This window comes from Pantoea sp. X-Soil-TKNS-1211 (assembly GCF_059730495.1).
Map to the genome: position 1 here is coordinate 63,151 of NZ_AP035956.1, position 23,786 is coordinate 86,936.

20 protein-coding genes and 1 pseudogene are annotated in these 23,786 nt (G+C 55.7%); 15 read left to right on the plus strand and 6 right to left on the minus strand.

The window, feature by feature from the left end; all coding sequences use genetic code 11:
* Positions 1-5 precede the first annotated feature (5 nt).
* The 8 genes from AC6I8W_RS25215 to AC6I8W_RS25250 are packed head-to-tail and all read left to right on the plus strand — an operon-like array spanning position 6 to position 11,676.
* A complete protein-coding gene (locus AC6I8W_RS25215; RefSeq protein WP_497839294.1) occupies positions 6-2,204 on the plus strand; it encodes a TonB-dependent receptor in 2,199 nt (732 codons plus the stop codon).
* A gap of 58 nt (positions 2,205-2,262) precedes the next feature.
* On the plus strand, positions 2,263-3,747 hold the full coding sequence (locus AC6I8W_RS25220) for an ABC transporter substrate-binding protein (protein ID WP_497839295.1): 1,485 nt from the start codon (positions 2,263-2,265) through the stop codon (positions 3,745-3,747).
* Positions 3,744-4,691: an ABC transporter permease gene (locus AC6I8W_RS25225; protein WP_497839296.1), complete on the plus strand. Its 948-nt coding sequence runs from the start codon at positions 3,744-3,746 to the stop codon at positions 4,689-4,691. Before AC6I8W_RS25220 ends, AC6I8W_RS25225 begins: the two co-directional genes overlap by 4 nt.
* Positions 4,688-5,443 (plus strand): ABC transporter permease, encoded by a 756-nt coding sequence (locus AC6I8W_RS25230; RefSeq protein ID WP_497839297.1) that lies wholly within the window; start codon positions 4,688-4,690, stop codon positions 5,441-5,443. Before AC6I8W_RS25225 ends, AC6I8W_RS25230 begins: the two co-directional genes overlap by 4 nt.
* On the plus strand, positions 5,440-6,915 hold the full coding sequence (locus tag AC6I8W_RS25235) for an ABC transporter ATP-binding protein (protein ID WP_497839298.1): 1,476 nt from the start codon (positions 5,440-5,442) through the stop codon (positions 6,913-6,915). Before AC6I8W_RS25230 ends, AC6I8W_RS25235 begins: the two co-directional genes overlap by 4 nt.
* Positions 6,893-8,656: an ABC transporter ATP-binding protein gene (locus AC6I8W_RS25240; protein WP_497839299.1), complete on the plus strand. Its 1,764-nt coding sequence runs from the start codon at positions 6,893-6,895 to the stop codon at positions 8,654-8,656. The genes AC6I8W_RS25235 and AC6I8W_RS25240 overlap by 23 nt, the downstream gene beginning before the upstream one ends.
* Entirely contained in the window at positions 8,647-10,383 is a 1,737-nt protein-coding gene (locus AC6I8W_RS25245; protein WP_497839300.1) for an ABC transporter ATP-binding protein, read from the plus strand. The genes AC6I8W_RS25240 and AC6I8W_RS25245 overlap by 10 nt, the downstream gene beginning before the upstream one ends.
* Before the next feature lie 15 nt (positions 10,384-10,398).
* Positions 10,399-11,676 (plus strand): cytochrome P450, encoded by a 1,278-nt coding sequence (locus tag AC6I8W_RS25250; protein WP_497839301.1) that lies wholly within the window; start codon positions 10,399-10,401, stop codon positions 11,674-11,676.
* Between the two features lie 15 nt (positions 11,677-11,691).
* Here the strand turns inward: AC6I8W_RS25250 and AC6I8W_RS25255 are convergent, their stop codons facing one another.
* The 5 genes from AC6I8W_RS25255 to AC6I8W_RS25275 form a co-directional block, all read right to left on the minus strand.
* On the minus strand, positions 11,692-12,075 hold the full coding sequence (locus AC6I8W_RS25255; RefSeq protein WP_497839302.1) for a hypothetical protein: 384 nt from the start codon (positions 12,073-12,075) through the stop codon (positions 11,692-11,694).
* 18 nt (positions 12,076-12,093) lie between these two features.
* Positions 12,094-13,014, minus strand: a complete 921-nt coding sequence (locus tag AC6I8W_RS25260; protein ID WP_497839303.1) for an HlyD family secretion protein — start codon at positions 13,012-13,014, stop codon at positions 12,094-12,096.
* A complete protein-coding gene (locus AC6I8W_RS25265) occupies positions 13,007-13,201 on the minus strand; it encodes a DUF1656 domain-containing protein (protein WP_497839304.1) in 195 nt (64 codons plus the stop codon). Before AC6I8W_RS25265 ends, AC6I8W_RS25260 begins: the two co-directional genes overlap by 8 nt.
* Complete coding sequence (locus AC6I8W_RS25270; protein WP_497839305.1) at positions 13,191-15,056, minus strand: FUSC family protein; 1,866 nt, start codon at positions 15,054-15,056, stop codon at positions 13,191-13,193. The genes AC6I8W_RS25265 and AC6I8W_RS25270 overlap by 11 nt, the downstream gene beginning before the upstream one ends.
* Positions 15,057-15,166: 110 nt before the next feature.
* The gene (locus AC6I8W_RS25275) at positions 15,167-16,072 is read right to left on the minus strand and encodes a LysR family transcriptional regulator (protein WP_497839306.1); all 906 of its coding nucleotides are present in this window, start codon (positions 16,070-16,072) and stop codon (positions 15,167-15,169) included.
* Positions 16,073-16,483: 411 nt separating this feature from the next.
* Here AC6I8W_RS25275 and AC6I8W_RS25280 point away from each other — a divergent pair, with 411 nt between their 5' ends.
* From AC6I8W_RS25280 to AC6I8W_RS25290, 3 genes are read left to right on the plus strand one after another with little or no spacing between them, the layout of a single operon-like run.
* The gene (locus tag AC6I8W_RS25280) at positions 16,484-17,470 is read left to right on the plus strand and encodes an ABC transporter substrate-binding protein (RefSeq protein WP_497839377.1); all 987 of its coding nucleotides are present in this window, start codon (positions 16,484-16,486) and stop codon (positions 17,468-17,470) included.
* A gap of 1 nt (position 17,471) precedes the next feature.
* Positions 17,472-18,314 (plus strand): ABC transporter ATP-binding protein, encoded by an 843-nt coding sequence (locus AC6I8W_RS25285; protein WP_497839307.1) that lies wholly within the window; start codon positions 17,472-17,474, stop codon positions 18,312-18,314.
* Complete coding sequence (locus tag AC6I8W_RS25290) at positions 18,286-19,152, plus strand: ABC transporter permease (protein ID WP_497839308.1); 867 nt, start codon at positions 18,286-18,288, stop codon at positions 19,150-19,152. The genes AC6I8W_RS25285 and AC6I8W_RS25290 overlap by 29 nt, the downstream gene beginning before the upstream one ends.
* An 83-nt stretch (positions 19,153-19,235) precedes the next feature.
* Here the strand turns inward: AC6I8W_RS25290 and AC6I8W_RS25295 are convergent.
* Positions 19,236-19,702 (minus strand): annotated as a pseudogene (locus tag AC6I8W_RS25295) (YbaK/EbsC family protein).
* Positions 19,703-19,936: 234 nt separating this feature from the next.
* On the opposite strand from AC6I8W_RS25295, the gene AC6I8W_RS25300 reads away from it, so the two are divergent.
* The 4 genes from AC6I8W_RS25300 (at position 19,937) to AC6I8W_RS25315 (ending at position 23,782) form a co-directional block, all read left to right on the plus strand.
* On the plus strand, positions 19,937-20,479 hold the full coding sequence (locus AC6I8W_RS25300; RefSeq protein ID WP_497839309.1) for a GNAT family N-acetyltransferase: 543 nt from the start codon (positions 19,937-19,939) through the stop codon (positions 20,477-20,479).
* Between the two features lie 153 nt (positions 20,480-20,632).
* A complete protein-coding gene (locus AC6I8W_RS25305; protein ID WP_497839378.1) occupies positions 20,633-21,373 on the plus strand; it encodes a carbonic anhydrase in 741 nt (246 codons plus the stop codon).
* A gap of 303 nt (positions 21,374-21,676) precedes the next feature.
* Positions 21,677-22,564: an SMP-30/gluconolactonase/LRE family protein gene (locus tag AC6I8W_RS25310; protein WP_497839310.1), complete on the plus strand. Its 888-nt coding sequence runs from the start codon at positions 21,677-21,679 to the stop codon at positions 22,562-22,564.
* Between the two features lie 51 nt (positions 22,565-22,615).
* The gene (locus tag AC6I8W_RS25315) at positions 22,616-23,782 is read left to right on the plus strand and encodes a mandelate racemase/muconate lactonizing enzyme family protein (protein WP_497839311.1); all 1,167 of its coding nucleotides are present in this window, start codon (positions 22,616-22,618) and stop codon (positions 23,780-23,782) included.
* Positions 23,783-23,786: the final 4 nt, after the last annotated feature.

Here is a 23,786-nt window from a genome sequence, read left to right on the forward strand (position 1 = left end):
ATGTCATGCGCACCACTTCACACCAGCATCGCTTAAAACAAAATCTGACGACCACCATCAAACCTCTCTGCCTGTTGTGCGGTCTGGCGATTTCAGCCCCGGCTTTCAGCGCGGAACAAGCCACCGACAGCAAAAAGGAAGAAACCCTGCTGGTGACCGCCCGCAAGGTGAAAGAGGACCCGTTGAAAGTCCCGGTCAGCATGACCTTATTTGATCGTCAGACACTGAACGACCGCCGCATTAATGATGTGGAGCACTTAATCCGTGACGTGCCAAACATCAGCTTCAGCTCACTGGGGGATATGCGCTCGACCTATATGTCGATCCGTGGCGTCGGCCCAATGGCACAGCCGCTCGGTTTTGATGATACGTCGGTCGTGACTTACATCGATGGCGTGCCGCAACCGGCCTTCGGTTCGGATCTGCGTTTCCTGGATGTCGAACGGATTGAAGTGCTGCGCGGCCCGCAGGGCACGGTGTTTGGCCGCAATGCGCAAGCCGGGGCGATTAACATCACCACGCGCCAGCCTGGCGATACCTTCGAAGGTACACTGCGCGCGGAAGCGGGCCTGAACAGTGAATCCGAGAATGTGGGACAGTTGACGGTTTCCGGGCCACTGATTGAGGATCGCCTTGGCGGACGCTTCTCTGCCGCCTATTCCAATCTGGGTGCCGATGTGGATAACCTGGCGCCGGGTGGCAAGTTAGGTAAGGTGGAAACCGGGGTGTTCCGTGGTTCGCTGGTCTTCACACCCGATGACCGAACCCGCTTCGTGTTGACCGGCAACTACGAGCGCGACAACAACACGCCATCCAACTTCATTCTGAAAAATGGTCCGAACTTCCCCACGGTAGAACTGGATCCTAAAGGTTGGGTCGATCGTGAGATCTCCGGCCTGTCATTAACCGCTAATCGCCAGTTTGATCAGATGCAGTTCACCTCCGTCTCGGCAGTGAACCATTACGATTTCAAAAACCTGACCAATAACTCCGAGGCGCTGACCTTCAGCAAAGTGTTCGGGATGCCGACGTCGGCATTTATTCCCGCCACTGACTGGAGTACCTATGACGAAAGCCAGAACAGCCTGTATCAGGAACTGCGGCTGAGCAGCCTCGATGACGCCGATATTGTCTGGGTCGGTGGCATCAACTACCTGCATGACAGTTACAAGCTGACCACCAAATATGATTCAGCGTTCTTCTCTTCTACCAACGGGACGCGCAACGGGGATTATACCACCGACAGCTATGCCGCTTTTGGTGAGGTAACGGTGCCGTTATTTGGCTCCGAAAAACTGAAAGGGACGTTAGGCGGCCGCTACACCCATGACCGTAAAACCTATGAATCGCTGTATCGCTCCAACGGGTTCCCTGGCACGGTGGCCTCCTTCAATCAGAGCGGGGTGCTGAATTACGACATGGTGACAGGTCGCGCGGCGCTGAGTTATGACCTGACGGATGACTCGACGATCTATGCCAGCGTGGCACGTGGTGCGAAGAGCGGTGGCTTCCCCAATTTTACCAACAACGCCCCCAGCGGTTTGAAGGATGAGCCTTATAAAGATTCCTCTTCGTGGAGCTACGAGATCGGCAGCAAAAACCGTTTCCTCGACGGGCGTGCTGAACTGAATGCCTCGTTGTTCTACAACACGGTGAAGGATGAAAACCTGTTTGCGCTGGATTCAGCGTCATTCACCTTCGTACCCAAACCGATGGATACCCGCAATTATGGCGTGGAACTGGAAGGCTCACTGCAACTGGCCGAGCACTGGAAGGTCAGTGGCGGGGCGGGCTACACCCATACCGAGTTGCGCAATGTCTCGGATGATGTTGCGGCCTCATCCGGTGCGCGTAACGGCAACCGCGTACCGGCAGTACCGAAATTCAACACTAACCTGACGCTGCAATATTACGACTCAGCCGCCTGGCTGGGGCTGCCGGAAGCCAACATTTTCGCCCTGGCACAGCATCAGTATGTTGGCAGTCGTGAGGCGGATGTCGGCAGCCACTTCAAACTGAATGCCTACCAGCTCTACAACGCCAAAGTGGGTCTGGAATTTTCCGCCTTTGATGTCTACGTGTTTGGTCAAAACCTGACGGATGAACGTCCACAGTACATCGGCTTGTATTACGGACCGGGCAGCGAGGCGGTCACGGTGGGACATGGTCGTGTGCTGGGCGTCGGTACACAAATCAGATTCTGATTAAGCGTGCGCCCGGCTTGGTGTCCGGGCGCGTCATTGAGTTTACCCGGATACAAACATGATGAGATTTCGCCTGTCAGGCTGGTGGTTGCTGGGCATGATCATGGCGCTGCCCGCCACTGCGGCAACTGACCGTACGCTCCGCGTGGTGATGCTGGGCAGCCAGAGTGAAACGCTCGATTACGGGCGTGCGCAAACCTATTACCCCTGGGTGGTGACCGGCAATGTGTGTGATGTGCTGGTGGCGGATAAACAGGGCAATCCCGACTATCAGTTGAGTCGAGCCATCACCCCGAATCAGGATGCCACACGCTGGACTATCTCCCTGCGTGCCGGGGTACGCTTTTCCGATGGATCGCCGCTGACCGCTAATGATGTGCTGGCGAGCCTGCGCTTTCTGGCCGCCTCTCCCGGTTTTGCCGGGTTCTTCAGCGATGTCGATATGCAGGCCAGCCGGGTGGTTAATGCCGGGGAGCTGGAGCTGATCCTCACCCGTCCACGCGCTGACCTGGTGACCACGGTGCTCACCGCTGCCAGCATGGTATGGAAACAGGGCCGGGGGGATGCGACGATTCCGGTATGCAGCGGGTCTTATCAGGTCACGTCCTTCAATGCGCAGAATGGTGCGATGCTCAGTCGCAACCCTTATGCCTGGCATCCGGCGGCGTGGTTTGATCATATTGAGATCCGCCCGCTGGCTGATGCCACGGCACGGGTCAACGCGCTGATGAGTGGGGCCGCAGACTATGCCTTTGACATTCCGGTCAGCAGCGCCCGCAGCGTAGACGGACGTCAGGGTTGGCAAATCATCCGCAGCGGTGTGGCGAATGCCAGCGGTTATTACTTTGCCATGAACACACGGGTAAAACCGTTTGACGATGTCGAGGTGCGGCAGGCGCTGAAAATGCTGGTGAATCGCCAGCAGTTGCTTGATGTGGTTCTCGGCGGTTATGGCTATCGCGGAAACGATGTGTTCGGCCAGGGGTTAAGTGGTTTTGACAATCAACTCCCACCGCGCCAGACCGATATTGCCGCTGCCCAGGCGCTGTTGCGGAAAAAAGGCATCACGCAACTCACTTTGCTGACCGCTGATTTAACTCCAGGGCTGAATGACGCGGCCGAACTGCTACGTCAGCAACTGGCCGATGTGGGCATCACCCTTAAGGTTGCGACGGTAGCCGCCGCCGACTATCTGGGGGATATTCCACGCCTGCATCAGGCGCAGATGTTGTCGATGTTTGCGTTAAATCGTCCCTTCCTGGCGGCGATTCCGATGCTGTTTGGTCATGACAATCCCTATAACTATGGCGGGTGGTATCCGGACGATTTTGCCGGTGGTGTAGAGCAGGCGCGTAAAACGCTCGATCCACAGCGTCAACAGCAACAACTTAATCAGTTACAACAGCAGTTGTGGCAACAAGGACCGTATCTGCTCTGGGGGTATCGCGATCAGCTCTCGGCGGCGGTTACGCCTTTGCAGGGCGTTGAACTGAACCAGGGTATTCCCTTGTTTCGCAATGCCCGGATGGTGAGCGGGCAATGATGACCCGATTTGTACTCTGGCGTCTGCTCAGTACTTTGCTGCTGCTGTGGCTGGCGAGCATGTTGATCTTCTTCACCCTCGCGCTGGCACCCGGTGATGCTGCGGTACAGGCATTGGGTGAACACGCGACGCCGCAGGCGTTGCAGGCACTGCGTCACCAGTACGGCCTTGATCAACCGGTCACCGCCAGGTACGGGCAGTGGCTTGACGGTATGTTGCGTGGCAATCCCGGCGTCTCCTTTATCAGCCAGCAACCGGTGGTCGATATTATCGGCCCTGCCGCGCAGCGGAGTGGGCTGCTGGCGTTGCTGGCGGCCAGCGGAATGGTGCTGCTGGGCGGCACGGGCGGCGTGCTGGCGGCGATGCATCGGGATCAGTGGCAGGACCGGCTGTTGTCATTCATCGCAATGAGCGGATTAAGCACCCCGGAATTTATTGTCGCCACGCTGATGATCCTGCTGTTAGCGGTTGGGGCGGGTTGGTTCCCAGCGGTTTCCTTGTTGCCTGCCTCCGGCAACATCAGTGACCAGTGGTCGATTCTGGTTCTGCCTGCGTTAACCCTGGCGCTGATCAGCGGTTGTTATTTGCTGCGGATGATACGCGCGTCGCTGATCAGGCTGACTGCTGCTCCGCATATTCTCAGCGCCCGTCTGAATGGCGTGCGCGGCCTGACGCTGGTAACCCGCCATTTACTGCCTCAGGCAGTCGGTCCGTTGGCGCAATTATTTGCCGCCAGTTTGCCCTATCTGATTGGCGGTGCGGTGGTGGTGGAACGCGTATTTGGCTTTCCCGGCCTTGGTGAATTGCTGCTGACGGCGCTGAATACCCGCGATGCCATCTTACTCCAGGGGGGGGCGATGTTGCTGGCGCTGATTACCGCCCTGTGTTGGCTGGCGGCGGATATCTTTGCGGTCTGGCGCGATCCCTGGCGGAGGCGCTCGTGAGAACCGTCAGTTTACTATTGTTGCTTCTGATCCTTTGTAGCCCGTGGCTGGCTCCTTATAACCCACAGCGGAGCCTCGGTCTGGCGTGGCAACTGCCGGGTCAAACCCTGTGGTTGGGTAGTGACGGGCTGGGACGCGATGTATTGAGCCGCCTGCTGAGCGGGGGGCGTCAGATTCTGCTTTTCCCCCTGCTGTGCACGCTGTGCTCCTCATTATTCGGCAGCCTGTTGGCGCTGCTGCTGGTTGCGTTACCCGATCGCGGCAGGAGGCTGGTGGTGTTACTGGACCCGCTATTGTATATGCCGCCGCTGCTGGTGCTGATTGGGGTGATCTATGCCTTTGGCACCGGACAGGTCGCGTTACTGGTCGGGGTTACGTTACTCAATATCCCTTTCACCGTGCGTTACGTGCGTGCGCTGGCGGATCCGATCCTCGATTCCGGTTATGTCGAGGTGGCGCGTGCGGCAGGCGATGCGCTGCCGTTACTGCTGTGGCGCGAAGTCCTGCCGGTGATAGTTCCCGGTATTCTGGCCGATGGGACCACCCGTTTAGTCGCGGCAATTTATCTGCTCGCCTCAGCCAGTTTTCTCGGCATCGCCAGTCCCGGTGGAATCGACTGGGCGTCAATGGTGCGTGATGGGTTACCCGGACTGATGCTCAATCCCTGGGCCGTATTATTACCGGCGCTGTGTATCGCGCTGGTGGTGGTGGTGATCGGTTTGCAGACCGATCGGTGGAGCAAAAGCCGATGACGTGGGTAGCACAGGTATCCGATCTGACGATTTGCAATGCGCAGGGCGATACGGTGTTGCAGGAGATTAACTTCACGCTGGCCGCGGGCGGTATTCTGGCAATCATTGGCAGCAGTGGGGCGGGGAAAAGCACCCTTGGTCGCGCGCTGCTGGGTGACCTGACAACGGGGCAGCGTCACGTCAGCGGGCAAATTATCTGTTGCGGATGTGAGGTATGGCAGGCGACGCCTCGCCAGCTCCGGCAGCTGAGATTCCGACATACCGCCTGGCTGGGTCAGGACCCGGCACAGGAACTGACTCCGGGTATGACGGTTCGGCGTCAGCTCCATGAATTTTATCAAGGCGATGCCAACGTCATTAGCGACATGCTGGCCTCGCTCGGATTGCCGCAGGATAACGCGTTCCTGCAACGCTTCCCTCACCAGCTTTCGGGTGGACAACGTCGCCGGATCGCACTGACTCGGGTGTTATTGAAACGCCCGCAATTACTTATCCTCGATGAACCCTTCGCCGGGTTAGACCAGCGCCACCGTGAGCAGATGATGGCGGAACTGCGCCAGCTTCAGCAGCAATGTGGATTTGCCCTGTTACTGATCAGCCACGAACTCAATGCCGTAGCGGAGCTGGCGCAGCAGATACTGGTACTGCATAACGGGCAGCAACTGGAGCATGGCGACACCCGGCAGTTGTTCGCTACCCCAAAAAGTCCACTGTTGCGCGAATGGCTGTCTCCTGTGACGTTGCCACTCCCGCTGGTCACTCAGGAAGCGCCATTGCTGCGGGTTTCACGCTGGCAGCCGGGACATTCCGGACCAACGTCATTGCCCGCGCTGAATTTCGAGCTGTCGCCGGGGCAATGCCTTGCGGTCACCGGGCCATCCGGCATCGGCAAAAGTACCCTGGCGCGATCGCTGGCCGGTTTATATCCATCCCATGATGGCGTTGCCACCCTGGCCGATCAGCCGCTGGCGAGAGATGTGCGCCAACGCTCCCGCGAACAGCAGCGCGCCATCGCGTTGGTTCCCCAGGATCCAGCCCATTCCCTGCACCCGTTGCGCAACGTCGGACAGCAACTGCAACAGGCGCTTGATCGTTACCGTTTATCCCAGCCGCTTACTGTGGAAGCGCTGCTGTACCAGGTCGGATTACCAGGCGATTACGCCCGCCGCTTGCCACGGCAGCTGTCTGGCGGTGAACAACAGCGCGTGGCGTTGGCGCGTGCGCTGGCAGGTCAGCCGAGGTTGCTTATCTGCGATGAAGTGACGTCGGCGCTGGATGTGATCAGCACCCGCACGATTCTGCAACTGCTGAGTCAGCTCCTGACGCAAGGCATGGCAGTGCTTTTTATTACTCATGATTTACCGGCAGCCAGACAGCTTTGTACCGCGAGTTTGCATCTCAGTGGTGGTGAAGCTGATTCCGGCGCGGTGTTTGACAAGGAGATTGGTAATGACTTCAACGTGCGAAACTGAACCTCAGCAGGTCAGGTTACTACGCCCGGTACGTGGCTGGATTGCCCTGGCGGTGGTACTTCAGGTGGGTTCATCGGCGCTGGTGCTGGCCCCGCTGATTGGCCTGACTGAACTGGCGCGGGTGTTGATGAGCGCGCAGGCAGATCGTGCCGCTGCGGCCTGGCATATCGTAAGAATCTCCGCGTTATGCCTGGGCGGAGGGCTGGCATTGCGGGGGTTGGCCGATCTCACCACCCATCTGGCTGATAATGCATTCTCGTTGTGGCTACGTCGCCAGTTAGCGCGCCGTATGGCGCACGCGCCGCTCAGTTGGTTCAGCGCCAACAGCAGCGGCAGAATTAAGCAGGGTATGCAGGATGACGTGACCGCGATTCATCATCTGGTGGCGCATGCCTATCCAAACCTGGCTAACGCGACGGCCACGATCCTGTGCGTTTATGGTTACCTGTTCTTCATCGACTGGCGGATGACGCTGATCACGCTGCTTCCGCTGCCGTTCTTTTTTCTGCTCTATCGCCAGATTATGCGCGCCAGTCAGGCCAAAATGGCGGAATACGGCCAGGAACTGGAGCAGGTCAATCGCTCGGTGGTGGAGTTTGTCCAGGGCATACCGGTGGTAAAAACCTTCGGCCAGCACGGTGTTGCCCATCAGGCATATCGCCGGGCGGTGGACAGCTTTCGTGATTTCTTTCTCGACTGGGTGCGCCCGCTGATCAAACCGGAAAGCCTCTCAGGGGTGATCATTGCACCGATCACCTTGTTGCTGTTGGTGCTGGTTGGGGGTGTCGCTTTTATTCATCTCGGCTGGATGGATATCTGGCAACTGCTGCCGTTTGCAGTGCTGGGACTGGGGATCTCGGTGCCCATTGGCACCTTAAGCAGCAGCGCGCAGTCACTCCAGATGGCGAAGGGGGCTTTTGCCCGGCTCGCCAGGCTACTGGCCATCCCGCAACAAAAAGAGCCGGAGCGGGTGATGCTCAATGCCGGTAATCAGGTGCGTTTTGAGCGCGTCAGCTTCAGCTACGGACCCGAGCGTCAGATTTTGCATGACGTCTCTCTGACGCTGGAACCCGGTACCGTGACGGCGCTGGTCGGCGCGTCCGGTGCGGGAAAATCAACGCTGGCGAAGCTACTGCTGCGCTTTGCCGAACCTGACTCAGGCCGGATTATGCTGGGAGGTGTCGATCTGGCGAACATCGCGGTCGACCATCTCTATCGCCAGATTGGCTGTGTGTTTCAGGAGGTACGGCTGCTGCGGCTGAGCATCAGAGACAATATCGCGCTGGGGCAACCGCAGGCCACCGATCAGCAGGTGATTGCAGCGGCACAGGCGGCCAATATTCATCAACGCATTCTGCAACTGCCGCGTGGTTATCAGTCGGTTTATGGTGAAGATGCACGCCTGTCGGGCGGGGAGGCGCAGCGCCTGAGTATTGCCCGAGCGCTACTGAAGGAGCCGCCATTGCTGGTGCTGGATGAAGCCACGGCGCAGGCAGATGCGGAATCGGAAGCAGCCATTCAGGACACGCTCTCCCGTCTCATTTCCCAACAGGACAACCGCTCGTTGCTGGTGGTGGCTCACCGCCTTGCCACGGTGGTGAACGCCGACAATATCGTGGTGCTGGCGCAGGGACGTATTGCAGAACAAGGAACGCATAACCAGTTGCTGGCTAACAACGGCGAATACGCACGTCTTTGGCAGGCCCAGTTCTCAGCCTCTCAGGAGGCGATATGCTGCTGACCCGTCTCTCGTCACTGCTGGGCAAAGATCACGCGAAGGTTCTGCAACGTTACCTGATCCTGATGGTGCTGTTCTGCCTGGTGCAGGGCATCGCATTTGCGATGGTTGTGCCGATCATTAAGGCGTTATTGCAGGATGATGTCGCGCAGGCTACGTGGTGGTTATTGCCGCTCATGCTGGGCACGTTGCTGACCTGGTATCTCAACTACGCTGCTTCAATGGGCGGTTTCAGGGTTGCCATTGCCCTGCTGAACACCTTACGTCACCGTATTGGCGATCATGTAGTGACGCTGCCACTGGGTTGGTTCAGTCCCGACAATACCAGCCAGCTAGGCGTGCTGCTCAGTCAGGGGGTGATGGAAATCCTTGGGCTGCCAGCACATCAATTAAGCCCGTTAATGCGCGCCACCTTAACACCGCTGGTGGTGGTGGTGATCACCTTCTGCTTTGACTGGCGTATCGCCCTGATCGCGCTGGTGATTTTTCCGCTGGTGGCGCTGATTTACTGGTGGGCTGGCAAGCTGGGCCGGACCGCAGATGAAGCGGTTCATCACGCCACCGCAGAAGCCAGCGATCGTATGCTTGAGTTTGCGCAGAACCAAATGGTGTTGCGCACCCACGGTTGCGGCGAGCAGGGGCATGCCAACTTTGACGCCGCTTTACTGGCACAAAATCGGGCCAGTAAACGCCAGCTGTGGCTGGTGCTGCCGCCGTTACTGGCTAACTCCTGGTTGGCGCAACTCAGTTTCCTGACGTTGATGGCCAGTGTCACCTGGCTGGGGCTGACCGATAACGACCCGCAACAGCTGGTCACCTTGCTGGCGTTGCTGGTGCTGATTAACCGGGTGATTGATCCCCTGACCGAAGTGGCTGCCTATGGCTCAGGGATCCGCATGGCTGCTGCACAGATGGATGCGGTGGAACGGGTACTGGCTGAACAACCGTTGCCGCAGAGCGAAAAGCCGCAACCTTACAGTGGCGAGGCCAGCATTGCGCTGCATAACGTGACCTTTGGCTACCAACCTGAACGTCCCATCCTGAAGAATGTGTCGGTCATACTGCCTGCCAACACCACCACGGCACTGGTGGGCCTGTCTGGCGCAGGTAAAACCACCCTTACGCGTTTGATCGCGCGTTTCTTTGATCCCAACAACGGCAGCATCACGTTGGGTGGCACCGATCTGCGTCAGTTAAGCAGCCGCGAGCACATGGCACTGATCGCGCCAGTCTTTCAGGACAACTATCTGTTCAGTGGCACCCTGCGGGAAAACGTATTAATTGGTAAACCGCAGGCCGATGCAGAGGAGATTGCGCAGGTGGTCAGGCTGGCGCGATTAGACGAACTGCTGCAACGGCTGCCGGATGGCTGGCAAAGCCAGGTGGGTGAGGGCGGCGGTCTGCTTTCTGGCGGTGAACGGCAGCGTGTCGCCATCGCCCGCGCGTTGTTGAAAAACGCACCGATTTTGCTGCTGGATGAAGCCACTGGCGCGCTTGATGCCGAGAACCAGGCCGCGATCACCGCCGGGCTACAGTCACTGCACCATCGTTGCACGTTGCTGGTCATCGCCCATCAGCTTTCGACCATCCAAAACGCGGACCAGATTCTGGTGCTGGATCAGCAGCAAATCATCGAGCAGGGCACTCATCAGCAATTACTGGCCGCAGGCGGTCGCTATGCCGATTTCTGGCAGGCGCGTAGCCGTGCTGAAGGCTGGCGTCTGCAATAAACCGGGGAGGTAACCATGTCCGAAGCGATTATCAACAGTGAACAGGGCGCGCAGTATTGGCCTTTGCCTGAGGTGGATCTGACCAATCTGGATCTGTTCAGCCAGGGGTTTCCACATCACATCTTCACCGAACTGCGTCGCCACAATGGGGCATTGTTCCACCCCCGGACAGCACTCACCCCTGATGGTGAAGGGTTTTGGGTGTTCACGCGTTATCACGACATTGCTGCCATCGCCAAAGACAACGACACCTTTTCCTCTGCCGGTGGTGGTGATCGGCAAGGCGGCGGAACCATGATTGAGGATTTGCCGCGCGAAATGGGGCCGGGGTCGGTGATCAATATGATGGATGATCCCCGCCATAAGGCGCTGCGCAGGATGATTGGCCCGGCCATCACCAATGCCCGTGTGGCGGCGATGGAAGATGTGCTGTCTGCCGCAGCGGGATCTGCCGTACAGGCTGCGCTCCAACAGGAAACTGTCGATTTCGTCTCCGCTATCGCGGCGGAGCTGCCTCTGTTTGCTATCGCCAATCTGGTTGGCATTCCGCACGACGATCGCCATCAGATCTTTGCATGGATTAACGCGGTGCTGGATTATGCAGACCGCCAGTTGGGTGAAACCAGCGTCAGTAGCCAGGAGGGCATGAAGAACTTTATGGCCTATGGGCATAAGTTTGTCGAAGAGAAACGCCAGAACCCAGGCAGCGATATTGTGTCGCTGGCCGTGACGGGTGAGTTACCCAAAGGGCTGGGAAAACTGACGCCGCTGGAACAATTGATGGTGTTCAGCGTAGTGATGGTGGCAGGGCTGGAAACCACACGTAACGCCATTGCGGGCGGCATTCTGGCGTTTATTCAGCATCCAGCGCAGTGGCAGCGCCTGCAACAAGACGGCAGTCTGATGAATTCCGCACTCGACGAGATCCTGCGCTGGACGTCGCCCACACCGTACAACCGTCGAACGGCAACGCGCGATGTGATTATTGGTGACCGCCTGATTCGGCGTGGAGAGAAAGTCACATTATGGTGGGCATCGGCTAACCGGGATGATGCGTATTATGAGCAGCCTTTTGCCTTCGATATTGGCCGCCAGAAAAACCTGCATCTGTCATTTGGGGGTGGGGGACATAGCTGCCTTGGTGCGCAGTTAGCGAGGCTGGAAATGCGCGTTGTTTTGCGTCATCTGTTGGATAACGTGAATGAATTTATGCTGGATGGTGACGTCAATTGGGTACGTAGTAATAAACACACCGGGATTCGGAGAATGCTGGTGCGGTTTGTGAAACGTTAATCGAGTCGTACCCCATCAAACTTTATTGGCTTTCACCGGGCTATCACCACAGAACCGCAAACAGGCGGTTCTGATTTTTCCCATTTCTTTTCGATTCGAATGTTTGCGCATCTTCATCAGCTCATCCAGCCGCTGCGTATCTGTTTCAATGCTGATCATACCCCGGCATACCGCGCTGAGTTTTTTTCGCTGCTGAATCAGCCATTGACCGCGAAGCTGACGATCCGCTTCACTCTCTTCTGCCCGCATATGGTCGTAAACCATCACAAAGGGTAACGCCTGTTCAATGAGCCGGGACATTTCGTCCATCCACTGAGTGGCGTAACCCTCAACTACCGCCTGTTGATTGAGCGTAATCATGGGAAAGCGACTGACATTAAGTACCACAAAATTTTGCATAACCTCTCCTGAAGCAGATTAAAACCAGCGAGCCAGCAACGCTGTCAGCCGCCCCTGGGGTCCAGAGCCGTCTGCCATAGCAATACTGGCGCTCATGCCCGCTGTGATAAGTTGATTTGCGGGAAGATCGTCGAATTCGATACGCACCGGCACCCGCTGTGCCAGGCGTATCCAGCTGAACGTAGCCTCCACGCTGGGCAGTCCTTGTGCACCAGAGGCCTGATTGCTATCGCTGATGCCGTGACCAAAACTGGCAATGTGCCCGTGTAATTGTTCGGGTTGCCCCATTAAGTGGATATTGACGCGATCGCCAATATGCATCGCATGCAGCTTGGTCTCTTCAAAATAACCGGTGATCCAGAAGCTGTTCGCTTCTATTAAAGTGATATCGGGTGTGCCTGCGACGGCGTAATCACCCGGCTGTAAATGCAACTGCGTGATAAATCCATCAGCAGGTGCGTGGATGGCAGCGCGTTGCAGATTGAGCCGGGCCAGTGCCAAAGCGGTACTGGCTTGCTGTTGCTGCGCCTGAGCCACCAGTGCGGCTTCCTGCGCGCGCTGGATCTCTTCTGTCGCCATTAGCGATCTCATCTGTTGGCGATGTTTTTCTTCCTCACGTTTTTGCAGCAGGGTGGCATTCGCTTCATTGAGCTGTGCCTGCGCACTGGCGACGGCCAGTTCAAAACGGGCCGTATCGATACTGAACAGCAGTGCGCCTTTAGCTACCCACTGGTTGTCTGCGACGGGCACGCTGCTGATCGTGCCGGAAATTTCCGGCGCAATGCGAATCACCTGAACACTGACTCGCCCATCACGTGTCCAGGGAGCCAGCACATAGGCGCGCCACAGAACAACCGCCAGCAGCAGCGCAATCGTAACCATGACAAAGCTGAACACGACTTTTAACGCGTGTTTGAGGGGAGAAGATAATTCAGACATAGAGAATCAGTACCGCCAGTAATATGAAGGAAAGAGAAAATTCAACTAACGCCGGGTGCCACACCCGCCGCAGGATACCCGTACGTAACAGACCGAAACGAACCACAAGAAACAGCGGCCAGGTAAAGCAGAGATAAATAAACAGCGGTGGCAGATAGATGCCTGCGATGGAGACTTCACTCAGCATGCCATCCTCCTGAATTTCGCAACGCGACGGCGATGGTGGTCAGACACTCTGCCAACTGCTGATTATCACCTGTTAACTGCCGGGCAGCGCGGTGTGCATGACGTGCGGCAATTAAGGGTTGCCGGGCGCGGCGTGCCATTCTCTGCCTCACGACATCAATGACATGGCGTTGCTGAGAAGATGTCGGAAGTTCAGGCAAAGCCAGTAAGGCGCGCCCCAGATTGAGATGAGCCAGTCCCCACTGCATAGCCTGCGTTTGCTGTTCGGGTTGAGTACGCAGTAAACCCACCACCTGCGCCAGACGATGTTGCTGGTGTTGCTGCCAACGCGCGGCGGATACCTGTTTCCCCGCCAGGAGGGCGAGGGTACTGCGCCGCATCTGTGCCTGCAGCCGGGCAATGTGACGCAGCGGGTTACGTGGCATCAGTTGAAAGGCCAGCAGGGTCAGCAACGTACCGATCAGCCAGGCCAGCGACCAGTTCAGAAACTGCTCCGGGTCATAGACCATCGGGTTGGCGGCTGCTGTCAGAGTGTTGAAGCCGACTAAATAAGCCAGCCCGCTCAGCATCGTCTGCGGCTTGCTGGTGGCATAAATGCCTGGCAACCAGAACAGACTCAAGACCAGCAACAACAGCGGTAAACCCTCAATCAGGGGCAAGACCATAAAAGAGCAGATAAAGGCCAGCGGCAGGGCGAACAACGTACCCAGCAGAAATTTGCGCGCACCTGCTGCGGGCTGAGGTGCGGTTGAGAGCAAGGCAAAGTAAGGTGCAATGATCAGCAGCATGATGTCGCCAGCGGGCCATCCGCTGCCGACCCAGATTGCTGAAGCGATGAACAACGTGATCGTGGCACGTATGCCATTACGACGTGCGCCAGGCCAGTCGCGATGGAAAGCAAAGTTTGCCACCGGCTGAGTGACGGAATGGGATGACAGGGACGCGATAATAGCCAGCACCTGGCCCAGCCGAGCTATATGGGCCATTTCCTGCGACGAAAGCATGTCGTCAGTCTGGCGTTGCGAACAACTGTGCGCTTTAGCTATCCCGGCATGGCCAAGGTTTAATTCCTGAGTGACCTCCTGCCAGCAGGGGCTGATGCAGCGGGTGTTGTCAGTCGCCAGCAGTAGCAACAGATCCATCGCCCGGCGAATCGCCACCGCTTGCCGTGCCACAGCGGGTGACTCCTGGCTGGCAGCGGCAAGTAAATCATCAACCCCATACAATTCGGTCAGTAGTTGGCGATGCGCGGGTGATGCTGCATCACCCGTTGCCAGCAATGCGGTCGTTTGCTGTGTCAGGCGCAACAGTATGGATTCAACTTTGGCACCGAGACTGCGGCGGCTAAACAAGGCAGTGACCACACCCAGTGTTATGACACCCACCGCCACCGTCGAGGCGCGTCCCACAGCGTGTTCAAAGCCCAACTCGGGATGCTGCATGGCACCGAGGGTTGCCAGGCCGATGGTGTAACCGGCGACGGCAGCACCGGAGGCACGAAAGTGGCGCAGCACGCTCATCGCCATAACGCACAGCCCCAGCCATACGCTATCGGCCAGCGCAAACAGCCACGGTTGCTGGATGAAACATGCCATCAGGATCAGGGCGGCGACCATGCCAACCAGCGTGCCAATAAGCCGCCATTTGCCTTTGCCCAGTACCGCACCCTGTACCGGGTTGAGTACCAGCAGGACGGTGGTGGCGGCGGAGTAAGGCATATCCAGCTCCAGCCAGTAGGCGATCACCAGTGCCAGATTGGCGGCCAGCAGCGAACGCAGTACATAGGTGGCACGTGGTGAGGTCAGGTCAAACTGCTGGAGACGTCGGGTAAAAGGTAAAACAATCGCGCTGTTCATCAACTTCTCTTCCACGGTGAGTTGGAAACTCAATGTAGTGATGAGTGATGATGTCGGGAAGTGAGCTTTTTCGAATCTATGCGTGCGTCAAACGCACGCATCTATAGATGTTAATCGTTGTCATTGCACAGTTGATGGATAGTCTGGCGCAGCCAGCGGTGAGCCGCATCATGCTGAAAACGTGGATGCCAGGCCTGAGTTAACAGCACCGTTTCCAGCGGCACCGGCAATTCGAACAGGCGCGCCCGCAGGCCAGAGGCGATTGCGCTGCGCGCAAGGTGTTCCGGTAACGGCAGCAGCAGATTGGAATCCTGTAGGGCAAAGATGGCACTGTAGGGTGTCGCGACAATCAGCGAGACCTGGCGCTGTAATCCCAGATCTTTCAATGCACTGTCAATCGGACCATGGGCTTTGCCGCGTCTGGAGATGCTGATATGGCCCCAGCGTGTTAACTGCTCGGGCGTGATGTCCTGAGAGAAAATGGGATGATCTTCCCGTGCCATACCAACAAAGCGCGTGGTAAACAGTGGCTGGACGCGGATTTCCGGGCCAAGCTGACGTGCCGCGCTGATAAACAGGTCGATGCGCCCACCACGCAGCATCTCAACGTCGACATCATCTTCCTCGGGGGAGAAGTGCAGCACCGCGCGTGGCATCTCTCTGGACATCGCTTCAAGCAGCTGGCCGGAGTAATACCCGACAAATGTATCGTTAGCGCGCACATTGAAACGGCGGGTAACCTCCTGCAATTGCACATGCTCGCCGGGGGTTAACACCTGGGTGGCCTGTTCCACTGCGGTGCGCACCTGTTCGCGTAGCGCCAACGCGCGTGGTGTTGGCACCAGCTTACGCCCCGCCTGAACAAAGATGGGATCGCCCAGCGTATCGCGTATTCGCCCCAGCGTACGGCTCATGGCTGGAGCACTCAGGTTCATGCGCCGTGCGGCGGCGGCAACGCTGCCTTCCTCCAGCAGTACATCCAGCGCCAGCAGCAGGTTCAGATCCGGGTATTTCATCACAGTCTCATATGCAAAAAGTCTTCCCGATCCTTTTATCGTGGTTAACGGTTTTTATCAATGCATGTGTTCTATGCACTTGAGTCCTGTATCGCGTGTCATGGTCTTTGAGCGACGATTCGACAAGCTTTGCGGCTACCGTACTGCTTTATTCGCATAACGATATAAAATGAATTTCTATATTTAAAACCCGTACAGTGATGCAGGTATGTCGTGAGAATAATATATTCCAAAAAGTGATTTATTAATGCGCGTTGATGGCTTCAGAATTAATTCTCTTTATCAAAAAACGAAACTCATTTTATTGCATAGCACGCGTGATATCGATGCGCCTAATGATTCGGCTTATTATTTAAGGGAATTAAAATGAATTTACTTCCAGCTAACCGGTTTGCCTCTTTCTGGCCTCGAATGGGCATTCCTTTGTTGCTGTTCGGCAGTCTGTTCGGTTCTGGCGCGGCCAACGCCGAGGGCCAGATCAGCATCGCCCAGCAGTACGGTATCGGCTATCTGATCCTCGATGTGGTGCGGGATCAGAAACTTATCGAGAAACACGGTAAGGAAGACGGGTTGGATATCAAAGTCGACTGGCGGACACTTTCAGGTGCTACCGGGTTAAATGAGGGGCTGCTGTCCGGCTCGTTGGATGTGGTTGCCGCCGGGGTGCCACCGGCGCTGACGCTGTGGGACCGCACCAAAGGCAAGCAAAATGTTAAGGCAATTGCTGCACTCGGGTCGATGCCCAATTATCTGCTGAGTAACAATCCGGCAGTGAAAAGCGTGAAGGACCTGAGCAGCAAAGACCGCATCGCCGTACCGGCTGCTGGCGTCGGGTTCCAGTCCCGGACATTGCAGATAGAAACGGCGCGCCTCTACGGCAACGCGGACTACAAGCGGTTTGATAATATTACGGTAAGTCTGCCGCATCCAGACGCCAGTGCGGCGTTGATCGCTGGTGGTTCGGAAATCACCGCGCATTTCTCCAGCCCCCCTTTCCAGTATCAGGCGTTGGAACATCCTGGTATTCATAAAATATTAAGTTCTTACGACGTATTAGGTGGGCCGGGAACCTTTAATCTGCTTTATACCACCGCGAAATTCCATGATGAAAACCCCAAAACGTACCGCGCATTCTTTGAGGCTTTAGCCGAAGCAGAGAAGATCATTAAGGCCGATAAAGCGGCGGCGGCACAAACCTATATCCGCGTTGAAAACTCCAAATTACCGGTGGCCTTTATTCAGGAAATGATTGAGGACCCGGAGAATAATTTCACGATTACGCCAGAACGTACCTTTATTTATGCCGATAAGCTTTATCAACTGGGTGTACTGAAAAACAAAGCGGCTTCGTGGAAGGATTATTTCTTCAGTGAAGCCTATATCTTGCCTGGGAGCTGATATGTCTGAGTTGTCTGCGCCATTATTGCAGGTTGAGGACGTTAACCTGCAATACCGCACCCATGAACGTCTGATTCAGGCTACGCACGATGTCAGTTTTGATGTCTGGCCTGCTGACCGCTTCGTATTACTGGGGCCGTCAGGGTGCGGGAAATCCAGTTTGTTGAAAGCCATTGGCGGGTTTCTGGCACCGGTATCTGGCTCCATCCGTCTTGCGGGTGAGACAGTCAGTCAGCCCGGCCCTGACCGCATGATGGTCTTCCAGGAGTTTGATCAGTTACCGCCGTGGAAAACCGTGCTGGAAAACGTGGCTTTCCCGCTGATCGCCAGCCGCCGGGTGGGGCGGGCTGAAGCGAAGGAGCGTGCCGAGTATTTCCTGCAAAAAGTCGGACTGGGGGCATTTCGCAACGCTTATCCCAATACGTTATCCGGCGGTATGAAGCAGCGGGTCGCCATTGCGCGCTCGCTGGCATTGCATCCGCAGGTTTTACTGATGGATGAACCCTTTGCGGCGCTGGATGCGCTGACCCGGCGCAAAATGCAGGAAGAATTGCTGAACCTGTGGGACGACGTGCGGTTTACGCTGCTTTTTGTTACCCACTCCATAGAAGAAGCACTGATTGTCGGCAGCCGCGTGCTGCTGCTGTCACCGCATCCGGGAAGGGTAAAAGCCGAACTCAACTGTCATCAGTATTCACTGGCGGATTCTGGTGGCACGGCGTTTCAGGCGGATGTCACCCGCATTCATGATTTGTTATTTCCGCAACCCGCCACGCCAGTCGTAGCATCACAATGCCAATCGAGAGGGGATCGTCATGAGCAGCCAGCCGCCTATCCGGCCTGAGTACCAGCGCGAGTTAACCCCGCTGGAAGATTTTACGCTGGTCACGCCGTTGCCTTTACGCGTGCGACTTGGGAATCAGAGCTGGCTGCGGAAGTCGTTGTTATTGCTGGTACTGATCATGATCTGGGAAGTGGCCGCGCGCTGGCAAAACAATGACCTGATGTTTCCCAGTTTCTGGCAGACCTTTACCGCTCTGCGTGAGGATATGGCGAGTGGTGAATTGCCAGGGCGTGCGTGGCTGTCAGTAAGCCTGCTGCTGAAAGGCTACGTACTGGGTACTTTGCTGGCGTTGCTTTTCAGTGCGCTGGCAATTTCAACGCGTATTGGCCGCGATTTGCTGAGTACGCTGACGGCCATGTTTAACCCGCTGCCCGCGATTGCCCTGCTGCCGTTATCGCTGCTCTGGTTCGGCCTGGGAAATGCCAGCCTGGTGTTCGTCATTGTGCATTCAGTGATGTGGCCGATGGCGCTCAACACCTGGTCCGGTTTTATGGGCGTTTCCGAAACGCTGAAAATGGCAGGCCGTAACTACGGACTGAAGGGATGGCGTTATGTGGCGTGGATTCTGATCCCTGCTGCGTTACCGGCACTGCTGTCCGGGCTTAAAATTGGTTGGGCATTTGCCTGGAGAACACTGATTGCGGCGGAGCTGGTGTTTGGCGCGTCAAGCGGCAGCGGCGGGCTTGGCTGGTACATTTTCCAGAATCGCAATGAAATGTACACCGATCGGGTATTTGCGGGGCTGGTGACGGTCACCGTCATTGGTCTGCTGGTTGAGGGGCTGGTGTTTGCCACCCTTGAAAGGCTGACGATTAAACGTTGGGGTATGCAGAACTGACGCTACCGCTGTCACCCGGCAGCAAGCCCGCTGCCGAGGTTTACCGTCTGGAAGAAATGAATGTAATCCGTTTTGAGCGGATATTAGCCCACATCAACACTCAGACTCACCCATTTGGCCCCGGTAATGCTGGCCAGCCTTTCTGGTGAGATGCGCACTCCAGAGCGTGCATTTCCGCCCGCTGGCAGTACTTCAGGATAACTGAGCAGACTTTCATCGCAATAAACGCTCACTGCCGGATTCACCCCGAAGGGGCAGACGCCACCGGGAGCAAAACCTGTCTGCATCTCTACCTCTTCTGCCGCCAGCATACGTGCCTTCACACCAAAAAATTCTTTGTATTTGCGGTTATCCAGTCGCCGATCGCCCGCCATGACCACCAGCACGACCTGATCATTAACCCGAAAGGACAGCGACTTCGCGATTTGCCCATGTTCAACGCCAAATGCTTCTGCTGCCTGAATCACGGTTCGGTCGGTGCTTCCAACTCGGTCACGGTTATTTCTGGTGCGTGTGTTTGCAGGAAGCTGCGAACGCGTTGAATACCCATATTGCTCTCCATGTAGTTCATCTCAGCCCAAGGATACCCGTCGGTCTGCGGGCCGACGCCATTAGCAGCACAAATAATACCTATATCAGACTCAACGGCAAGTTCACCTCGTCGTACAACGACGGCCGCAGGGCGCTAGCTTTAAATAAGGTTTTACCTGCAAAAAAGTGCGTTATTCCACATCTTTCTTTGGTACTGTTTTCAAACTTAACCTCATACCCAGGAGAAGGACGTATGTTTGATAAACAGATAAATATACAGGAACGGACAGATTCAAAATCGGGATATATAGGTAAATACATTATCAGGGAAGCAACGACAGAAGATGTTCCCCAAATTCTCGAACTTCATTTTAATGGATTAAGAGAGAGCAATTCATGTTCTGCTGATACATCATTAGATGCTGACCTCTATAATTTCAGCGAGTATTATCCGCCAGGTCATGCCAGGTTTGTGGTGGCTGTAACTCAGCAAGGCGTTATTATGGGCATGGGAGCCGTTGTCAGTCAGTCAACGGAAGCGTGTGAAATCAAAAGGATGCGTGTATCGAGCGCGTTCCGGCGGCAGGGTGTTGCTCAGGGCATACTTAATGAGCTACTGGCGTTTGCTGCAAGGCAATATCCGGGAAGAGAGATTCATCTCGACAGTTCCCAAACCCAGACGGCAGCTCATCGGTTATATGAAAAAAATGGTTTTGTGCGCTACGCTGAAAAAATGATTGGCGGGGATATACCCAGTTATCTGTTCCGTAAGCCTAATAAAGCTATTTCCTCCTAAAATAAGACAGAATAATGCCAATCGGGCGTATTTATTACTGCTTAAATTAGATTTGATATGGTGACTCCCCTTGCACTGAGGGGTTTTAGTCAGGTTTTTCCATGTATAGCTTCTATCTGAATTCATACATTTCAACATTGAAAGGAGTGCATGATGAACCATAACCACCTGAATCAATCGTCACGTCGAACATTATTGAAACAGTCGCTTGCGATATCAGCTCTCTCGATCACTGGCCTGGCAGGCTTGTCAGTGCCCTCGGTCAGCTTTGCTGCATCACTTAGCAAAGCTGAACGTGATGCCATGACGCCTGATGCAGTCATTGAGCATTTCAGGCAGGGTAATCTGCGCTTCAGGGAAAATCGTCCTGCGAAACATGATTATCTGGCACAGAAACGCAGTAGCGCTGCGGGCCAGTATCCGGCAGCCGTGATCCTCAGTTGCATTGACTCACGTGCACCGGCTGAGATTGTGCTGGATGCAGGGATAGGGGAGACATTTAATTCTCGCGTTGCTGGCAATATCAGCAATAGGGATATGCTGGGGAGCATGGAGTTCGCCTGTGCAGTCGCCGGGGCGAAGTTGGTGCTGGTGATGGGGCATACCAGCTGCGGGGCAGTTCGGGGGGCAATTGATAATGCCGAGTTAGGAAATTTGACGGGGTTACTTGATGAAATTAAACCTGCGATTGAAAAAACCAAATACAGTGGCGAACGTAAAGGAAGTAATTACGATTTTGTCGATGCTGTAGCCCGAGAAAATGTTGTGTTAACCATTTTTAATATTCGCAAAAATAGCCCGGTACTAAAAAATCTGGAAGACCAGAAGAAGATTAAAATTGTGGGCAGCATGTATCACCTCGTAGGTGGAAAGGTTGATTTTTTTGAGGTGTAAATCTGTCACTATATATTAATTATTTTTTTATAACTGATTAATTGTATGGGATATTGTCTTTATTTAGCGGTTTATTGGCCGGGTGTTAATATATGCCCGGTTCCTGCCATTTGATCCTGGTCACGCGTAAAAATAACCTGACCTTTCACGTACCCCTCCCAGTCCCCGGACAGAGGACAAGATTGAACGAAAAATCGCCGTAACGATCACACTTTTCACAAGCTGTTCACAATTTGGCTTGCCTGATATATCAGATTTGATACTTACTATATCTAACATGTCACCTGATCGGATAATTCAGCAATGCAACTTACCGAGTCACCTCAAGTCATTCTTGACTGCCAAAACGTGTTGGGAGAAAGCATCCTCTGGGATGATCGTACAAATCAACTCTGGTGGACAAATATTCATGCCCGTGAAGTGTGGTGCTGGGCGCCTGGTCAGGATAAAGAACCACGAATTTTTCCCATGCAACAACGGGTTGGGGCGATTGCCTTATGTGAAGGGCCGGGCATAGCGTTGGCGCTGGAAAAAGGGTTCGGCATGCTGAACACGGACACTGGCGAGGTTGAATGGTGCGCGGATGTTGAAGCGGCCGTGCTTGATACCCGACTCAATGATGGCAGGGTCGATCCCGCCGGACGCTTTATTTGCGGAGGGATGCATGAAGGTTCGCCGCAGTTGCCCCATTCCGCGCTCTGGCGTTGGGAAGGCCGCAATGAGGTGACTCTGTGTTTGCCCCATGTGTCCTGTGCAAACTCACTGTGCTGGAGTCCGGATGGCAAGACGATGTATTTCACCGATATGCCGGAAGGCACCATCAACGCCTATCCCTATAACCCGGACACCGGTGAAGCCGGTGAACCACGCTTGTTTGTCGATCTGGTCGAGCAGCCCGGTCTGGCGGATGGATCGGTCGTGGATGAAGAAGGGTATTTGTGGAATGCCCAATGGGGTGGGGCGCGTATCGTACGTTATTCCCCGGAGGGTGACATCGATCGCATCGTCTCTCTCCCGGTCGACAACCCTAGCTGCCTGGCGTTTGGTGGCTTAAATCGGGATGTGCTGTTTATTACCTCTGCCTGGTGGGGGCTAACCGAAGAACAGCGCCAGCAACAACCCTTAGCCGGCAGCGTCTTTGCTTTCAGGCCTGGGGTTCGGGGCCAGCGAGAACATCGATTTAAACGCTAACGTGCTGCGCCGTGCAGTGTCCTGCCACTTTCCTTCATGAGTGACTTATCAATGAAAATAAAATCAGTGACGTCTCATCTTTTACGTGTGCCATTGGGAGATAAAACCTTCTATTCATCGCAGGCGGCGTTTCCGGAGAGAAACAGCTACCTGGTCCGCATTGAAACCGATACCGGACTGATTGGCTGGGGTGAAGGTGGCCAGTACGGACCGGCACAACCGGTTGCGGCGGTGGTTGACCACGTTTTCACCCCACGCATCATCGGGCGTGATCCCACTGAGCCCGTCCGAATCTGGGAGGAGTTGTACGCATTTTCTCGCGATTTCGGCCAGCGCGGCACCTATATCGAAGCGCTTTCCGCTATTGATATCGCGTTGTGGGATATCGCCGGGCAGGCCGCCGGTGTTCCAGTGTGGAAGTTACTGGGTGGGCGTTTTCGCGACAAAATCACCGCCTACGCGACAGGGTGCTATTACCCGGAAAACTTCGCTGATTTGCCTTCCATCCTGACGTCATTGCAGGCCGAGGCGGCAAGTTATGCCAATGCCGGATTCGGTTTGCTGAAGGTCAAGATTGGGTTGTTATCGCTGGAGGATGACATTGCCCGGTTACGCACCATCCGGGAAGCTGTCGGTCCGCATATCGGCCTGTTAGTGGATGCCAATCATGCCTACAACGCCGCTACCGCCGTTCGAATGGGGCGGATGATGCAGGAGCTGGGCGTGCTGTTTTATGAGGAGCCGGTGGTTCCCGAGGATCGTGACGGTTACCGCAAGGTGCGTGCTGAAAACCCGATTGCGGTAGCAGGCGGAGAGTGCGAATTCACCCGTTACGGTTTCCGTGATTTTATCGCGGGCGGGTGCGTGGACATAGTTCAGCCCGATCTGGCCGTGTGCGGCGGCTTTACCGCCTTCACGCAAATCCTTGCGCTGGCTAACAGCTGGGGCGTTGCCACCGTGCCACATGTCTGGGGTTCCGGTATCGCCGTGGCAGCAGCGTTACAGGCGGTGGCGATTATTCCCTCCTTCCCCTTCACCGCTAATGGACTGCCGTTATTGAATCAGCCTGTGATTGAGTTCGATCGCAAGCATAACCCGTTGCGTGATGATCTGCTGCACCAGCGCTTTGAGCTGGTTGATGGGTGCCTGGCCGTGCCTGATGCGCCAGGACTGGGCGTCACAGTGCGCAACGACATACTTAGCCAGTTTTCATATTGAGGAG

What these genes read in the sequence shown, in the direction of transcription:
- AC6I8W_RS25215 (WP_497839294.1), top strand. Translation starts at nt 6, where the DNA reads ATGCGCACCACTTCACACCAGCATCGCTTAAAACAAAATCTGACGACC.
- AC6I8W_RS25220 (WP_497839295.1), top strand. Translation starts at nt 2,263, where the DNA reads ATGATGAGATTTCGCCTGTCAGGCTGGTGGTTGCTGGGCATGATCATG.
- AC6I8W_RS25225 (WP_497839296.1), top strand. Translation starts at nt 3,744, where the DNA reads ATGATGACCCGATTTGTACTCTGGCGTCTGCTCAGTACTTTGCTGCTG.
- AC6I8W_RS25235 (WP_497839298.1), top strand. Translation starts at nt 5,440, where the DNA reads ATGACGTGGGTAGCACAGGTATCCGATCTGACGATTTGCAATGCGCAG.
- AC6I8W_RS25240 (WP_497839299.1), top strand. Translation starts at nt 6,893, where the DNA reads ATGACTTCAACGTGCGAAACTGAACCTCAGCAGGTCAGGTTACTACGC.
- AC6I8W_RS25245 (WP_497839300.1), top strand. Translation starts at nt 8,647, where the DNA reads ATGCTGCTGACCCGTCTCTCGTCACTGCTGGGCAAAGATCACGCGAAG.
- AC6I8W_RS25250 (WP_497839301.1), top strand. Translation starts at nt 10,399, where the DNA reads ATGTCCGAAGCGATTATCAACAGTGAACAGGGCGCGCAGTATTGGCCT.
- AC6I8W_RS25255 (WP_497839302.1), bottom strand. Translation starts at nt 12,075, where the DNA reads ATGCAAAATTTTGTGGTACTTAATGTCAGTCGCTTTCCCATGATTACG.
- AC6I8W_RS25260 (WP_497839303.1), bottom strand. Translation starts at nt 13,014, where the DNA reads ATGTCTGAATTATCTTCTCCCCTCAAACACGCGTTAAAAGTCGTGTTC.
- AC6I8W_RS25265 (WP_497839304.1), bottom strand. Translation starts at nt 13,201, where the DNA reads ATGCTGAGTGAAGTCTCCATCGCAGGCATCTATCTGCCACCGCTGTTT.
- AC6I8W_RS25270 (WP_497839305.1), bottom strand. Translation starts at nt 15,056, where the DNA reads ATGAACAGCGCGATTGTTTTACCTTTTACCCGACGTCTCCAGCAGTTT.
- AC6I8W_RS25275 (WP_497839306.1), bottom strand. Translation starts at nt 16,072, where the DNA reads ATGAAATACCCGGATCTGAACCTGCTGCTGGCGCTGGATGTACTGCTG.
- AC6I8W_RS25280 (WP_497839377.1), top strand. Translation starts at nt 16,484, where the DNA reads ATGGGCATTCCTTTGTTGCTGTTCGGCAGTCTGTTCGGTTCTGGCGCG.
- AC6I8W_RS25285 (WP_497839307.1), top strand. Translation starts at nt 17,472, where the DNA reads ATGTCTGAGTTGTCTGCGCCATTATTGCAGGTTGAGGACGTTAACCTG.
- AC6I8W_RS25290 (WP_497839308.1), top strand. Translation starts at nt 18,286, where the DNA reads ATGAGCAGCCAGCCGCCTATCCGGCCTGAGTACCAGCGCGAGTTAACC.
- AC6I8W_RS25300 (WP_497839309.1), top strand. Translation starts at nt 19,937, where the DNA reads ATGTTTGATAAACAGATAAATATACAGGAACGGACAGATTCAAAATCG.
- AC6I8W_RS25305 (WP_497839378.1), top strand. Translation starts at nt 20,633, where the DNA reads ATGAACCATAACCACCTGAATCAATCGTCACGTCGAACATTATTGAAA.
- AC6I8W_RS25310 (WP_497839310.1), top strand. Translation starts at nt 21,677, where the DNA reads ATGCAACTTACCGAGTCACCTCAAGTCATTCTTGACTGCCAAAACGTG.
- AC6I8W_RS25315 (WP_497839311.1), top strand. Translation starts at nt 22,616, where the DNA reads ATGAAAATAAAATCAGTGACGTCTCATCTTTTACGTGTGCCATTGGGA.